The sequence below is a fragment of the Rhodococcus sp. A14 genome (assembly GCF_011603105.1).
Lineage (GTDB): Bacteria > Actinomycetota > Actinomycetes > Mycobacteriales > Mycobacteriaceae > Rhodococcus_F > Rhodococcus_F opacus.
In genome coordinates this window covers 1-13,309 of sequence record NZ_JAAOQS010000015.1, presented here as the reverse complement: position 1 = coordinate 13,309, position 13,309 = coordinate 1, and the positions used below count along the sequence as shown (strand labels likewise).

Annotated in this window: 14 protein-coding genes, 1 tRNA gene and 1 pseudogene; 5 read left to right on the top strand and 11 right to left on the bottom strand. The window is 66.4% G+C overall.

Annotated elements, in window-relative coordinates; genetic code table 11:
• Nucleotides 1-32: 32 nt before the first annotated feature.
• The 11 genes from G9373_RS11065 to G9373_RS11015 all read right to left on the bottom strand — a co-directional run bounded on the left by G9373_RS11065 (nt 33) and on the right by G9373_RS11015 (nt 9,368).
• Nucleotides 33-1,631: an NAD(P)/FAD-dependent oxidoreductase gene (locus G9373_RS11065; RefSeq protein WP_064080057.1), complete on the bottom strand. Its 1,599-nt coding sequence runs from the start codon at nt 1,629-1,631 to the stop codon at nt 33-35.
• Between the two features lie 33 nt (nt 1,632-1,664).
• Nucleotides 1,665-2,888 (bottom strand): cytochrome P450, encoded by a 1,224-nt coding sequence (locus G9373_RS48150; protein WP_005569476.1) that lies wholly within the window; start codon nt 2,886-2,888, stop codon nt 1,665-1,667.
• Nucleotides 2,889-2,991: 103 nt separating this feature from the next.
• Nucleotides 2,992-3,068: transfer RNA gene (locus G9373_RS11055), tRNA-Met, on the bottom strand.
• A gap of 61 nt (nt 3,069-3,129) precedes the next feature.
• On the bottom strand, nt 3,130-3,768 hold the full coding sequence (locus G9373_RS11050; protein WP_005569482.1) for an LON peptidase substrate-binding domain-containing protein: 639 nt from the start codon (nt 3,766-3,768) through the stop codon (nt 3,130-3,132).
• Nucleotides 3,768-4,241 carry a DUF309 domain-containing protein gene (locus G9373_RS11045; protein ID WP_005264077.1) on the bottom strand — a complete coding sequence of 158 codons (474 nt, stop codon included), beginning with the start codon at nt 4,239-4,241 and terminating at the stop codon, nt 3,768-3,770. The genes G9373_RS11050 and G9373_RS11045 overlap by 1 nt, the downstream gene beginning before the upstream one ends.
• A 16-nt stretch (nt 4,242-4,257) precedes the next feature.
• Nucleotides 4,258-5,007: an ESX secretion-associated protein EspG gene (locus G9373_RS11040; RefSeq protein WP_054247127.1), complete on the bottom strand. Its 750-nt coding sequence runs from the start codon at nt 5,005-5,007 to the stop codon at nt 4,258-4,260.
• On the bottom strand, nt 5,004-6,332 hold the full coding sequence (locus G9373_RS11035) for a hypothetical protein (RefSeq protein WP_120660458.1): 1,329 nt from the start codon (nt 6,330-6,332) through the stop codon (nt 5,004-5,006). Before G9373_RS11035 ends, G9373_RS11040 begins: the two co-directional genes overlap by 4 nt.
• A gap of 3 nt (nt 6,333-6,335) precedes the next feature.
• A complete protein-coding gene (locus G9373_RS11030) occupies nt 6,336-6,908 on the bottom strand; it encodes a DUF3558 domain-containing protein (RefSeq protein ID WP_120660459.1) in 573 nt (190 codons plus the stop codon).
• Entirely contained in the window at nt 6,905-7,246 is a 342-nt protein-coding gene (locus G9373_RS11025) for a hypothetical protein (protein ID WP_308820916.1), read from the bottom strand. Before G9373_RS11025 ends, G9373_RS11030 begins: the two co-directional genes overlap by 4 nt.
• 97 nt (nt 7,247-7,343) lie before the next feature.
• Entirely contained in the window at nt 7,344-8,687 is a 1,344-nt protein-coding gene (locus G9373_RS11020) for an HNH endonuclease signature motif containing protein (RefSeq protein ID WP_167115126.1), read from the bottom strand.
• Between the two features lie 51 nt (nt 8,688-8,738).
• Nucleotides 8,739-9,368 carry a TetR/AcrR family transcriptional regulator gene (locus G9373_RS11015; RefSeq protein ID WP_043791221.1) on the bottom strand — a complete coding sequence of 210 codons (630 nt, stop codon included), beginning with the start codon at nt 9,366-9,368 and terminating at the stop codon, nt 8,739-8,741.
• Between the two features lie 134 nt (nt 9,369-9,502).
• Between G9373_RS11015 and G9373_RS11010 the strand changes: the two genes are divergently transcribed.
• The 5 genes and pseudogenes from G9373_RS11010 to G9373_RS46350 form a co-directional block, all read left to right on the top strand.
• Nucleotides 9,503-10,648: an acyl-CoA dehydrogenase family protein gene (locus G9373_RS11010; protein ID WP_005264084.1), complete on the top strand. Its 1,146-nt coding sequence runs from the start codon at nt 9,503-9,505 to the stop codon at nt 10,646-10,648.
• A gap of 40 nt (nt 10,649-10,688) precedes the next feature.
• Nucleotides 10,689-11,450: a glucose 1-dehydrogenase gene (locus G9373_RS11005; RefSeq protein ID WP_167115123.1), complete on the top strand. Its 762-nt coding sequence runs from the start codon at nt 10,689-10,691 to the stop codon at nt 11,448-11,450.
• A gap of 44 nt (nt 11,451-11,494) precedes the next feature.
• Complete coding sequence (locus G9373_RS11000) at nt 11,495-12,190, top strand: TetR/AcrR family transcriptional regulator (protein ID WP_005569496.1); 696 nt, start codon at nt 11,495-11,497, stop codon at nt 12,188-12,190.
• A 121-nt stretch (nt 12,191-12,311) separates the two neighbouring features.
• The gene (locus G9373_RS10995) at nt 12,312-13,121 is read left to right on the top strand and encodes an SDR family oxidoreductase (RefSeq protein WP_005264086.1); all 810 of its coding nucleotides are present in this window, start codon (nt 12,312-12,314) and stop codon (nt 13,119-13,121) included.
• Nucleotides 13,122-13,143: 22 nt separating this feature from the next.
• Nucleotides 13,144-13,309: pseudogene (locus G9373_RS46350) on the top strand (acyl-CoA dehydrogenase); the annotation flags it as partial.

Below are 13,309 nucleotides of genomic sequence, written 5' to 3'. Positions count from 1 at the left end.
TTGCACGGTGAGGTACCCCGGCACGGGACAAATTAGGGTATCGGTCCCTTCGACAACAGGTCGATGACGGCGCGCGACGTGCGCCGCCGCAGCCACCCACGCGGTCCGTCCTCGCCGAGCGCGGCGCGGGCGGCGTTCAGGCCCGACACCCCGTGTACGCCGCCACCCGGGTGTGCGGAGGCGCTTCCCAGGTACAGGCCCTGAACCGGCGTCTCCGAACGGGACGTGCCCGGCCCCGGCCGGAAGATCAGCTGCTGATGGAGTTGCGCCGTCCCGCCGTTGACGGCGCCACCCACGAGATTCGCGTCGGCCGCCTCGAGATCCGACGGGCGCTGGACGACCCGTCCGACGACCCGCTCCGAGAAACCCGGTGCGTGCGCCTCGAGGACGTCGTCGACCCGCGCGGCCAGCAGATCGGCGGACGCGTCGTCGGTGACGTCGCGCGGTAGATGCGTGTACGCCCAGGCGCTTTCGGTACCTGCCGGTGACCTGGTGGGATCCGCGGTCGTCATCTGCCCGAACAACAGGAACGGGCTGGACGGAACGGTGCCGGTGGTCAGGTCGGCCATCCAGCGGACGAGTCCGTTGTCGTCGGCACCGAGGTGTACGGTGCCCGCTCCGCTCAGGCTGGGGGAACGCCACGGAATCTTCTGCGACAAGGCGTAATTGACCTTCAGGACGGGCGTGTCCCACTCGAAGTGCTCGAGGTCGGCCCGCACGCGGGCGGGGACGGCGTGGTCGGGAAGCAGCGACCCGTACAGTGCGGGCGCAGAGACGTCGGCGATCACCGCCCGACGTGCCGTGTAGCGGACACCCGACGCCGTCCGTACCCCCACGGCGCGACCCGACCGGACGTCGATCCCGGTCACGGCGTCGCCGTAGTGGAAGTGCGCACCCGCGTGCTCGGCCCGGCGCACCATCGCGGCCGACAATTCGCCCGCGCCGCCCACCGGAACGGGGTAACCGCCGTCCTGGGCGAGCATCGTCAGGATGTAACCCATGACGCCGCTGCCCGCTGCGTCCGGCGGGGTGTCGGCGTGCATCGCGTTACCCAGCAACAGAAGTCGACCCGCCTCGCTCCGGAACAGTTCATGGGCCATCCGCCGTGCGGGCAGGAGGAGGAATCGGGCCAGCCGCAGCGACTCGGCGGTCCCCAGCTGTCGCAGCAGTCGGCTCGGACCACGCACGGGCGGGAACGGGCTGAACAGGGTGCTCAGCAGCGGTTCCTTGATGTCGTGCCACTGCTCGACCAGCGCCGTCCACGCGACGCCGTCACCGGGTTGGCGGCGTTCGAGGTCGGCGGCCGTGTCCGCGGGGTTCGGGTGGATCACCGGCGCGTCCTCGTCGGCAGCCGAGCGGGCGTGCCCGAGCGCGCTGGGCGCGTGACTCCACCGCAGTCCGTGCGACTCGAGGTCGAGACCGCGGAGCGCCGGCGACACGGTGGACAGGGGATAGAACGCGCTGAACAGGTCCGACGTGAAGCCGGGGACGAGTTCCGCCGACCTCACCGCACCGCCGGGCGTCGGCTGCGCCTCCACGACCGCGACGTCCCAGCCCGCATCTGCCAGGGTCGCGGCCGCGACGAGTCCGTTGGGACCGGACCCGATGACCACTGCGTCGACGTTGTTCACTCGACCAGGCTGTCAGAAAAGGCGGCGCTCCGCTCAGATGGACGAGGGTGTGAACGTCACCGGCATGTGCTTGAGCCCGTTGATGAAGTTGGAGCGCAGGCGCTGTGCCGGTGCCGTCTGTTCCATGTCCGGCATGCGACGCAGAATCTCGCCCAGCATCACCTTCATCTCGGCGCGAGCGAGGTTGGCGCCGAGGCAGAAATGGTGACCGCCGCCGCCGAACGCAATGTGCTGGGAGTAGTGGCCCGTAGGGCGGTCGATGTCGAACGTGTAGGGGTCGTCGAACACCGCCTCGTCGCGGTTTCCCGACATGTGCCAGATGACCACGCGGTCGCCCTCGGAGATCTCGACATCGTGCAGCACGGTGTCCGTGGTCGCGGTCCGGCGGAACTGCATGACCGGGGTGGCCCAGCGCAACCCCTCCTCGATCAGAGCGTCGAGCTTGGACGGATCCTCGAGCACCTTCCTGCGCTCCTCGGGATGCTCCATCAGCGCCAGCTGGGTGTGTGAGATGGCGTTGCGGGTGGTCTCGTTACCCGCGACCGCAAGGAGCATGAAGAACATGTTGAAATCCAGCTCGCCCAGCTTCTCGCCGTGTACATCGGCCTGGATGAGAGCTGTTGCGATGTCGTCGCGCGGGTGCTTCTTGCGGTCCTCGAACATCTCCAGGCTGTACGCGAACATCTGGGCCGCCGCCGCCCGTTCCTGCCCTTCCTCGAGATGGAATTCCGGATCGGACGAGCCGATCATCTGATTCGTCAGATCGAAGATCAGCTTGCGATCTTCCTGGGGCACCCCGAGGAAATCGGCGATCGCCTGAAGCGGGAGTTCGGACGCGACATCGACGACGAAGTCGCACTCGCCGCGCTCGATCACCGCGTCGACGATGGTCGTGGCCCGCCTCGCGAGAATCTCGTGCAGCTGGCCGATGCGGCGGGGCGTGAAACCCTTGCTCACGATCTTCCGCAGCGCCGTGTGGTCGGGCGGGTCCATGTTCAGCATCATCAGCTGCTGGCCCGCCAGGTCGTCGGGGCTCAGGTCGTCGATGTAGGTGGCGCCCCGCCAGGACGAGTACGTCTCGGCGTCCCGGTTCACCGTCACGATGTCGGCATGCCGGGTGACGCACCAGAACGGGTCGCCGCGCTCGTCGAGGTGCCGGTAAACCGGTGCCTCCCGCCGCAACACGGCGAACATCTCGTGGGGCACGCCCTTCGCGAAGGTGTCCGGGTTGTAGAGATCGACGTCGGCGAGCTGCACTGTCCCTCCTGAGGCCTCACGTACGAGAATACGTTCTAGTCCCGGAGGATGTGGAACAACGAAAAACGGCTCCGGAGAATTGAATCTCCGGAGCCGTTTCCAGTGGTAGCGGGGACAGGATTTGAACCTGCGACCTCTGGGTTATGAGCCCAGCGAGCTACCGAGCTGCTCCACCCCGCGTTGCATTGACAACACTACACCCTTCCCGGAGTGCTCTTGACCAACCCTGGGGAGGGCTAGGTCACATCAGCCGGAACTGGACCATTTCGATGGCGTTCTCGATCGCCTCGGAGACCTCCCGCAAGCGTTCGTCCGCGCCCGCCGCAGCGAGGATCTGCAGGCGGTCGGCGTCCCCCATCGGAATGTAGGTGGCGATCTCGTAGAGCCGCGTGCCGAGCGACCCGCGGAAAGCGCCGATGACGGGAACGTCGGGCGGGACATTGCCGGTCTCCGTCGCGAGACGGCGAAGGAGACCGTACAGGAATTCGAGTCTCTCGATGAGGGACGGGAATTCGTAGTCCGCCGTCTGGGTGCCGGTGTTCTCGTCCGGCCACACATCGACCTCAGCGATCGGATACGGGTTGTCGGGCAACCACTTCGACACCTTGATCCGTTCCTCGGTGCGGCAGAACAGCTCGTACCGCCCGTCGCCGATCGACGCGTGGGATTCGATCCTCGCGATGGTGCCGACATCGTGGCGGACGTCGCCGCCGCCCACCTCGTTGCCACGGGCAATGAGAACGACCCCGAAACGGGGACCGTCCGGTGCGTCCAGGCAGTCGCGAACCAGTTCCTGGTAGCGGGGTTCGAAGACGTGGAGGGGAAGCTGCTGACCGGGCAGCATCGTCGAGCCCAGCGGGAACATGGGGAGCAGAGTCATCAGGGGATTCTCAATCGGGGTACGGGCGTCGCCGGCAGCGGGTCGACGCGATCGATCTCGTCCGTGAGGTGTTCCGACCACGTCAGGAGGCCGGCGATGTCGAGGCCGTGCGGCGCCTCCACCTCGTAATGCCGGATCCGGTCGTGGCCTTGGCGCAGCAGTGACCGCGCGCCGGTCTTGTTGCCCCGCATCAGATGGGTGAGACCCACCGCGAGCTGGGCGAGCCCCTGCCACAGTTCCCGCTCGTCCTCGGGGGCGATCTTCCACGTACCCTCGAGGACCTCGTGGGCGTGGAACGGCATGCCGTGGTCGAGTAGCCGCTGAGCCTCGGTGATCGCCTCGTCGGGTGGTAACCGCAGGTCGTCGGGGATGCGCGGCACACCCTCGGCGTCGTGGGGCAGGGGTCGGCCGAGTTCGTCGCGGGGGCGTGCGTTGAGGGGTTTCCCCGTCCCGTCCCTGTCCCGATCGGTCATGGGACAAGGGTAACGCTCAGTCGCGGGTCGGCGAAGGGTTGGCGAGGGCCGCCGACACGCGTTTCGACAGCTCGTCGCGAACCAACCGGACTGTCGCGGACCGCAGATGAACACGGTTGTCCTGGTGATAGAGGTACCGGCCGTCCGCTTCGACGTCGATCCAGGTCAGTTCACCCAGAACGGGCTCGTCGAGCCCGCTGCGCGGACCCCGGATGCAGATGTATCCGATTCCGGTCCGTGGCCGGCCGACGATCCCTCGCAGGAGAGTGCCGTCGGAGGCGCGAGCATTCTGCAGGACGGAAGTACCGCTGCTTTGGTTCTCGAGGTCGTCGGGGTGCGCGGTCAGGGACGGGGTCCGTCCGGGCGCGCAGTCGGGCAGGTCTTTCAGGAGTTGAGTGGTCAGCCAGTCGACACCCTCGGTGCCGGCGTCGATCCGGATGTCGCCGCGGCCCGGTTCTCCGCGCAGTTGTTCGGCGACGACGGCGACCCGGCCACGGATGCTGCCCCTCCGGCGAAGCCCCGAGTCGAGTTCGGGGGAGGGGGCGAGCACCGTGACGGACAGTTGCGGATCCCGGAGCGCCTGGATTGCGGCGACCAGTTTCGGTTCGTCGAGCGTGGTCCGCCACTGCTCCAGCTCGCGTTGCTGGACGGCGTACCGGTCCGCTGTCGCAGCTGCGGACCGGTATTGCAGCGGGTACGGCATCCGGTCGAGATCGGTTGCCTCCCAAAGGCACATGAATTGGGCTGACGTCAGCCGCCAGTTCATGCGCCGATCACCGGGGGTGCGACGGGGTCGAGTTTGCCTATCAGTTCGTTGCCGTTGTCGACGGTGATGAGATAGCTCGGCGTCTGATGCTCCGTGTCGCCATCGCCGTTGCCGCCCGCTCGGCCGGGTGCACCCATCATCCCGGGTGCCATTCCCATTCCGGGACGACTCATGCTCGGTTTCACCGGGGTCGCCGCTGCAGCAGCGGCAGCCGCCCCTGCGCCGGCTGCGGCGCCACCGGACGGGATCGGGCCACCCGGAACCACACCGCTCGAGCTGGACTCGGAGTCGCGCTTGTCGTTCTTCCGGCGCGCGCCCGACGCCGAACCCCCGAGGCCCGAACCTCCGGCACCGGACCCCGAACCTCCGCCGATTCCGCCGCCGTAACCCGCGGCACCCGCGCCGCTGCCCGACTGCGAACCGGTACCGGCCGCATTCTGCGCATTCGCTGCGGCAGTCTGCGCGGCCGATCCGGATCCAGCCCCAGCGCCCTGGTTGGCAGCAGATTCGGCATTCGCTGCGGACGTAGCCGCGGCATCATCGCCTGCGGAATTACCGTCCGCGGAGTTCTCGCTATCCGCCGACAAATCGCCCTCGCCCGACGCGGAGGAGGTATGGCTGTCCGTTGTGCCCCAGGAACCGGGACTGCCCGAGCTCGGCGCAGCGACATTCGGATCGACGGAATCGACCCTGCCGTTGGGTGAGTGTGGCGCAGGAAGGACCGGCACATTCGTGCCCACGTCCTGGTAATTCGGGACGTAGATGTTCTGCAGCTTCCGAATGGCCTCCTCCCTCGCCGCATCCCGCGCTGCTTCCTGAGCTTCGGCGGCAGTGGGTGTGAGGGGAAGAAGGCTGAGGGGTTGCTCCGACATCGGTGCTGGGATGCTGTTTTTCACATCCTGCGCAGCACTGCTGAGAATGTCGAGCTTCACGCCAATTGCTTGAACCCCCGAGGTCAATTGGTCACTCGCACCCGCAAGGGTATCCGTCGCAGCGAGCGCCGCGTCGGCGGCAGCGCCCTCCCACTTTTCGGCAATCGTGTTCTTGAGCAGGGCAAACCCGAACCCGATGGGTAGTGAGCCGACGATGGCATGGCAAGCCTGAGCGAGCCCGCCGATGTCGTCGGGGTTCATTTCCTGCGTCTTCGCGTAAATCTCCGAGTGTTGCCAGCCCTCGAAACTCTCCATCGTGGTGATGTATGGAGGGTCTATTTCGTCTGATCCAAGCTGCTCCGCCGACCTCTGCAACTTGGTGCGGTGCTGATCGCCGGCGCCATTCGGCAGCACCGCGTTGAAGAAGGGAGCGAGCGGGTCCTTCGGTGCCATCGGTCAATCTCCCTTCGGGATGAACGGCTCAATGATCCGGGCGGTATCCTCGAGTCCTGCGCACCACTCGGATTCGGGCGCATGCTGGCCGTTTCCCGCGAACACGCTGCGCGTGAAGCCGAGGATGCCATAAGAGGTTTCGATGCTGAGGTCACATGCGTCGGACACACTTGGATCGAAGATCAAGATCGCGCGACGACCGTTGATATCGATGGGTGTCGAGTGGTCCTTCTTCTTCTCTTGTTCTTCTGCGAACGTGATGTTCCCGGACAGCACGTTCATCACGTAGCGGCGCTGTGGAGTGTCATAGCCACAGCCGAGGAAGGTGTAGCTGCCACCTTTGAAGTCGGCATTCGTCTCGCTTGCCGGATCGTATCCGGCCTGGGCAATCGTGGTGTCTGGGATGTCGAGGCAGGGGTCGAAGGTGACTTGAGGGCGGTCGGACTGGTCGACGTGCCTGGGAACCCGAGTAGGCGTGACCACGGATTCAATTTCCGATTGAGGTTCAACCTCGGTGCCACACCCTGCCAAGAGTGCCAATGAGAGTGCAGCGAGAGCGATTGCGTTGCGTTTCATTGTTCGATTTCTCCGTGGATTCCGGCCAGTGCCCGCCCGATGGCGCTGTCGGTATCTGCAAACGCGTCGCCCCCGGCCTGAAAGGTGTCCCGCATAGTCTCGATAACGAGACGAAACTGGTTGAGGCGCTCCCTGACGGAACCGGAGCCATCGCCGCCGTTGAACTTGGCGTCGTATCGACCTTGGAGTTCCTTGGCTGAGTCGAATCCACCAAAGCCCGAGACGTACCTCAATTGGTCGGCATTCTTAATCGCCTGATCCATCTGCTCGATCATCGTGTTGCAGATGCCCACGCATCGTTGGATTGCGTCATCTTCCAGACGCAGTGTTTTGCTCATCCCCATCCCCCCAGTACTCGACAGGACCCCCACGGCCGCGTGCGGAGATGCTACCGCACACGTGTGTCACGCGGTCTAGTGTGCGGCGACCCGATGTTCAGGCCGCGTGGAGGTATTCGATGAGGATGCGTTCCACTGGTGAGCTGATCTGAACCTCACGGAACGGCAACGGTTTCGGTAGTGGTGGTGCGGTTGATCGGTACCGGTGTCCGGTGGGGGTGTGGATCTCGATCTTGTGCAGTCCGCCGGGCACCTGGTGGGGCTTGGCGTTCCACCCTGCACCTTGTTTGGCGTAGTTGCAGGCCGCGCACAGGCCGGCGCCGTTGTGTGCGGTGGTCGGGCCCTCGTATTCGCGGGGTTGGATGTGGTCGTGATGCCGGATCGGCGCATCGCACCACGGTGTCCGGCACGTTCGATCGCGGAGATCGATCATCCTCGCCAACCCGGCGGGGAAGCAGCGGGCTTGGGACTCGGTTGCGGTCAGGGCTCCCGAGTGCGGGTTCGCGTACAGGCGGCGCAGGGTCACCCGCGCCTCGTCCCCGGTGCCTGGATCGATCGCGGCCTCGACTGCCTCCTTGATCCAATGCCCCGCCAGTGCCGCGGGGACGGGCCCGTACCCCTGCATGCAGGCGGGTTCGGACCCCCGGTCGAGGAGCGCACGGTCGGAGATGACGAGGTTCACGGTGATCGGAGGTGCAGTCGCGGTGTGGGGCGCGCCGGTTACTCGGGAGACGAGGAGGTCGGCCATGATCTGCGACCGCGTGCGCTCGTCACCGGCGGCGAGGATCGAATCGGCGTCACGGGCGAGAGTCGCGTGCACCGCGACCCCCTGTGCCACCGGCAGTAGGGCGCTGACGTAGGCCATGGTGTCCGGTGCGGGACGGGAGGTGACCCGCCGATCCGATACCGACTTGCGGGCCCGCCGCACCACGGCCTCGGCGTCGACTTCCGCAGCGGCCGCGCGAACTTTCGCGCACACCGCCTGGTCGCCGAGCCCGTCCAATGTTGCCGGGTCGGCGCACAGCAGGTAATCGAGTGCAGTGCGGTCTTCTCGGGTGAGGCATGCAGTTTCGCGGACGAGAATTGTTGCCCGCCACTCGCTGAGCACCCCTCGTTCGAGCAGCGCCAAGGCGCAGGGCATCTCGTGGACGAGAGCGGTCGCCATACCGAGATGACGGCCACCTCGGAACGGTGAGTCCCGTCGTGCCAACGCCACCTGGTTGGCGATGCCTCGCCCTCGCTGTGCGGCCGGCACTTCGCGGTCTGCTCGTGCGGCGCGGATGGAGGCGTCGAGATCTGCGGTCACCCGGGCTTGCACGCCCGCGCAGGCGGCTTTCACCTCTTCGAGTGTGCGGAGTACGTCGATGCGTGTCGCATCGTCGATATCTCGGTCGAGTTTCGGTAACTCGGCCAGAAACGCGGTCACCGCTGCTGCATCCACCCCGACCCCCCGGTTGCCGTCGATTCCCCCGAATCGAACGTATGTTCTAGCTTAGCCGACCCCACTGGATCCTGGCAATACCTCGCCGGCACCCACCATGCGCATGGCGAGGTCGGCGTACAGGTCCGCGACAGCCTCCGGCTCGGTGTAGGCGCCTGCCGGGAACCAGCGGCAGATGTCGACGCACAGAGACATGAGGGCGAGGGTGACGCCTTCGCCGTCGGGCACCGTGAATTCGCCGGATGCGGCCCCGGCGTCGACGACGGCACGAACGATGCGGGTGATGTCGCGACGCAGTTTGACCACGTCGCGATAGTGCTCGGGTGTGAGGGCGTTGAGTTCGTACTGCACGACGCGAGCCTGTGCGTGGTGCGTGGCCTGCCAGCTCGCGAACGCGCCGATCATCGCCTGCAGTCTCGTCGAGGGCGCCTCGTCGGGGAGGTCTGCACTCACGACGACGTCGAGCGCCGCGGTGTGGCCTTCGTAACTGATCGCGAAGAGCAGCTCTTCCTTGGATCGGTAGTGCGGGTACATCGCGGCGGGGCTCATGTCGAGGCGGGCGGCGATCTCACGGGTGGTGGTGCCCCCGTAACCGCTGGTCGCGAACGCGTCGACGGCTGCGGCTCGGATGCGGGCGGCAGCCTTGGAAGGGCTGATCACCTGGTTCGGTGATTCGCTCATGTCTTTCTCCATCCTCGGCTGCGCGGCTGTTGACAATACCGCGCCGCACCATCAGTATAAGCAAGCGCTTAGAAAATAAGCACACGCTTACAAGCGTGGACACACCACAGCTGGATTTCGAAAAAGGAGCGGTCATGCGACGCACCCTGTACGGCCCCGATCACGAGGCATTCCGCGAATCGGCCCGGGAGTTCGTGAACCGCAACCTCCTGCCGGTGGCCGACAAGCTCATCGAGCAGCGCTTCATCGACCGCGAGATCTGGCTCGAAGCCGGCCGCAACGGATTCCTCGGCCTCGAGGTCCCCGAGGCGTACGGCGGAAGCGAGGCCGGTGACTACCGGTTCAACGCGGTTCTCGCCGAGGAGCTTTCGCGGGCGAGCGCCGCCGTGTCGTCGAGCTTCGGTATTCACGCCGACGTCGTCGCGCCGTACCTTGTGCAGCTCACGACCGAGGAGCAGAAGCAGCGCTGGCTGCCCAGGTTCTGCACCGGTGAGCTGCTCACCGCGATCGGTATGACCGAGCCTTCCGGCGGTTCCGACCTCGCGTCGCTCAAGACCACCGCGGTCAAGGACGGCGACGACTGGATCATCAACGGTTCCAAGACGTTCATCACCAACGGCTACAACGCCGACCTGGTGATCGTCGCGGCGCGCACCAGCCCCGAGAAGAAGTCCAAGGGCATCACCCTGTTCGCCGTCGAGACGGGCATGGAGGGCTTCGAGCGCGGACGCAAGCTCGACAAGGTCGGCCAGCACGAGTCGGACACCGCCGAGCTGTTCTTCGAGAACGTGCGTGTCCCGTCGACGAACATCATCGGTGAGATCGACCGCGGATTCATCCACATGATGGAGATGCTGCCGCAGGAGCGTGTCGGCGCCGCCGTCTCGAACATCGCTCACGCCGCGCCGATCCTCGAGGAGACGATCCAGTACGCCAAGGACCGCAAGGCATTCGGCCAGCCCATCGGCTCGCTGCAGTGGAACAAGTTCCTCCTCGCGGACCTCGTCACCCGGGTCGAGGTCACCCAGGCCTACGTCGACAACTGCGTCGCCGCACACGCCGACGGTGAGCTCACGGCAGTGGACGCCGCCAAGGCCAAGTGGTGGACTGCTCAGGTGCAGAACGAGGTCCTCGACCACTGCGTGCAGCTGCACGGTGGCTACGGATTCATGACCGAGTACCGTGCCGCCCGTGCGTGGATGGATGCCCGTGTCACCAAGATCTGGGCCGGTTCCAACGAGATCATGAAGGAACTGATCGGCCGCGACCTCGGCCTCTGAACCCGTACCCCGTAGCCCGACGACAAAGGAGTCGCTTCGTATGTCCGTTCTCGACAAGTTCAGCTTGACCGATCGGGTGGTCGTCGTGACCGGTGCGTCGTCGGGCCTCGGGGTGGCGTTCGCGCAGGCCGCGGCGGAGGCCGGCGCCGACGTGGTGCTGGCAGCACGCCGCACCGACCGTCTCGAGAAGACCGCCGACCTGGTGCGGGCCGCGGGCCGTCAGGCGCTGTGCGTTGCGACGGACATCGCCGACCCGGCTCAGGCGCAGAACATGATCGACGCGGCCATGGAGAAGTTCGGCCGCGTGGACGTGCTCGTCAACAACGCCGGCGTCGGTACGGCTGTTCCCGCGACGCGGGAGACGCCGGAGCAGTTCCGGCAGGTCGTCGACATCAACCTGAACGGTTCCTACTGGGCGGCGCAGGCGGCGGGCAAGGTCATGAAGCCGGGCAGCGCGATCGTGAACATCGCGAGCGTGCTGGGTCTCACCACCGCGGGACTTCCGCAGGCCGCGTACGCCGCGAGCAAGGCCGGGGTCATCGGTCTCACCCGCGACCTGGCGCAGCAGTGGGGTGCCCGCAAGGGCATTCGAGTGAATGCGATCGCTCCCGGGTTCTTCGAGACGGAGATGACGGATCAGTACCAGGACGGGTACCTCGAATCGATGAAATCGCGGCTGGTTCTCGGTCGCCTCGGCGATCCGGAGGAGCTGGCCGCGACCGTGGTGTGGCTCGCGTCGGACGCCGCCGCGTACGTCACCGGCCAGACGATCGCGGTGGACGGCGGCATCACCATCACCTGAGCGTCGGGTTGGGCGGGCCTGCCGTGCTGGCGTATAAGTAGGAAATGACCACGCGCACCGTCCATGAAGAGTGGGACGACCAGCCCGCCCCGTCGATGGCGGCCACCGATCTGTTGCGGGAGCCTCCGGCGACCCCGCGTGGAGCACGCACTCGCGCGGCGTTGGTGGCGGCCGCGCGGACGGTATTCGAGCGGTCCGGGTACCTCGATGCCAGGCTCACCGACATCACGAAGGAAGCCAACTGCTCGACGGGGTCGTTCTACACCTACTTCGACAACAAGGAACAGGTGTTCGCCGCCGTGCTCGAGGTGGCGCAGGAAGACATGATGCACCCGGGTATGAAACGGGTGCAGGACACCGACGACCCGTACGCCGTCCTGGAGGCGAGTAACCGCGCCTACCTGGAGGCCTATCGGCGTAACGCCAAGCTGATGGGGCTGCTCGAACAGGTCGCGCACATCGACCCGGCGTTCGCGGACCTGCGGCGTCAGCGGGCCGACGCGTTCATCGCGCGCAACGCGCGGGGCATCGCGGAACTGCAGGCGCGGGGCATCGCCGACAAAGAACTCGACCCGATGCTGGCGTCGCGGGCGCTGTCGGGGATGGTCAGCCGGTTGGCGTACAACGTGTTCGTGGCCAGCGTGAACGGGACCGACGGCACTCCCGTCGACTTCGACGACGTCGTGTTCACCACGACGCGCATCTGGGCAAATGGACTGAGGTTCCCCGAGCGGAGCTGAGCTCTCTCCGACGGCGTCAGCGCGTGGGACACCCAGGTCGACGAAACTGAATCCGACACCGGGTTCAGGTGTTTTCTGTGGAAGACTGGGGCACGTCCGTGTCCCTCGAGGGAGGAATCTCGTGCAGGTTGCGCAGAAGGTCGCCATCGTCACCGGTGGCGGAGGTGGAATCGGCGGTGCACTCGCGGAGCGGCTCGCCGCCGAGGGCGCCCGGGTCGTCGTCACCGATCTCGATGCCGCATCGGCCCAGGCGGTGTCGGACCGGATCAACGCGACACGTCCGGGGGCCTCGATCGCCCGCGGTGCCGACGCGTCCGAGGACGCACAGATCGCGTCGGTCATCGACGCCGCGGAGGAGGCGTTCGGCCCCGTCGACCTCTACTTCGCCAATGCGGGTGTCGCGGCCGGGGAGGGCCTCGAACCCGACGATGCGGTGTGGGACCTCGCCCTCGACGTGAATGTCCGTGCGCATATCCGCGCGGCACGCCGCCTGGTCCCTGGCTGGATCGAGCGCGGCGAGGGGTACTTCGTCAGCACGGCCTCCGCCGCCGGGCTGCTCACCCAGATCGGGTCCGCCCCCTACTCGGTGACCAAACATGCCGCAGTCGGATTCGCCGAATGGCTGTCCGTCACGTACGGCGACAAGGGCGTCCGCGTCAGCTGCCTGTGCCCGATGGGCGTCAACACCAAGCTGCTCACCGACGACGCCGCCCTGTCGGCCACCGCCGCACGCGCCGTCACCACCGCGGGTTCGGTGCTCGAACCATCCGAGGTGGCCGAATGCGTGCTCGCCGCAATGGAAGCCGAACAGTTCCTGATCCTTCCGCACCCCGAAGTGCTGGAGATGTACCGGCACAAGGGCGCCGACTACGACCGATGGATCCGGGGAATGCGCCGCTACCAGGCCTCGCTCCTCGCCCAGTCGTCCTGACCCGACCGCACGAGGAGTCCGCATGTCGCTGTTCGACTTATCCGATCGCGCCCGGCAATACCAGATCGATCTGCTGGAGTTCATGGATTCGCATGTGTATCCGGCGGAGGCGGTGTATGAGGAGCAGATGCGGGAGTCGGGGGATCCGCATTTCCAGCCGCCGGTGTTGGAGGAGTTGAAGGTTGAGG

Bases quoted from the DNA above. Each gene is read 5' to 3' on its own strand.
- G9373_RS11050 (WP_005569482.1), bottom strand. From the start codon at position 3,768: ATGACTCTGCTCCCCATGTTCCCGCTGGGCTCGACGATGCTGCCCGGT.
- G9373_RS11045 (WP_005264077.1), bottom strand. From the start codon at position 4,241: ATGACCGATCGGGACAGGGACGGGACGGGGAAACCCCTCAACGCACGC.
- G9373_RS11040 (WP_054247127.1), bottom strand. From the start codon at position 5,007: ATGAACTGGCGGCTGACGTCAGCCCAATTCATGTGCCTTTGGGAGGCA.
- G9373_RS11035 (WP_120660458.1), bottom strand. From the start codon at position 6,332: ATGGCACCGAAGGACCCGCTCGCTCCCTTCTTCAACGCGGTGCTGCCG.
- G9373_RS11030 (WP_120660459.1), bottom strand. From the start codon at position 6,908: ATGAAACGCAACGCAATCGCTCTCGCTGCACTCTCATTGGCACTCTTG.
- G9373_RS11025 (WP_308820916.1), bottom strand. From the start codon at position 7,246: ATGAGCAAAACACTGCGTCTGGAAGATGACGCAATCCAACGATGCGTG.
- G9373_RS11015 (WP_043791221.1), bottom strand. From the start codon at position 9,368: ATGAGCGAATCACCGAACCAGGTGATCAGCCCTTCCAAGGCTGCCGCC.
- G9373_RS11010 (WP_005264084.1), top strand. From the start codon at position 9,503: ATGCGACGCACCCTGTACGGCCCCGATCACGAGGCATTCCGCGAATCG.
- G9373_RS11005 (WP_167115123.1), top strand. From the start codon at position 10,689: ATGTCCGTTCTCGACAAGTTCAGCTTGACCGATCGGGTGGTCGTCGTG.
- G9373_RS11000 (WP_005569496.1), top strand. From the start codon at position 11,495: ATGACCACGCGCACCGTCCATGAAGAGTGGGACGACCAGCCCGCCCCG.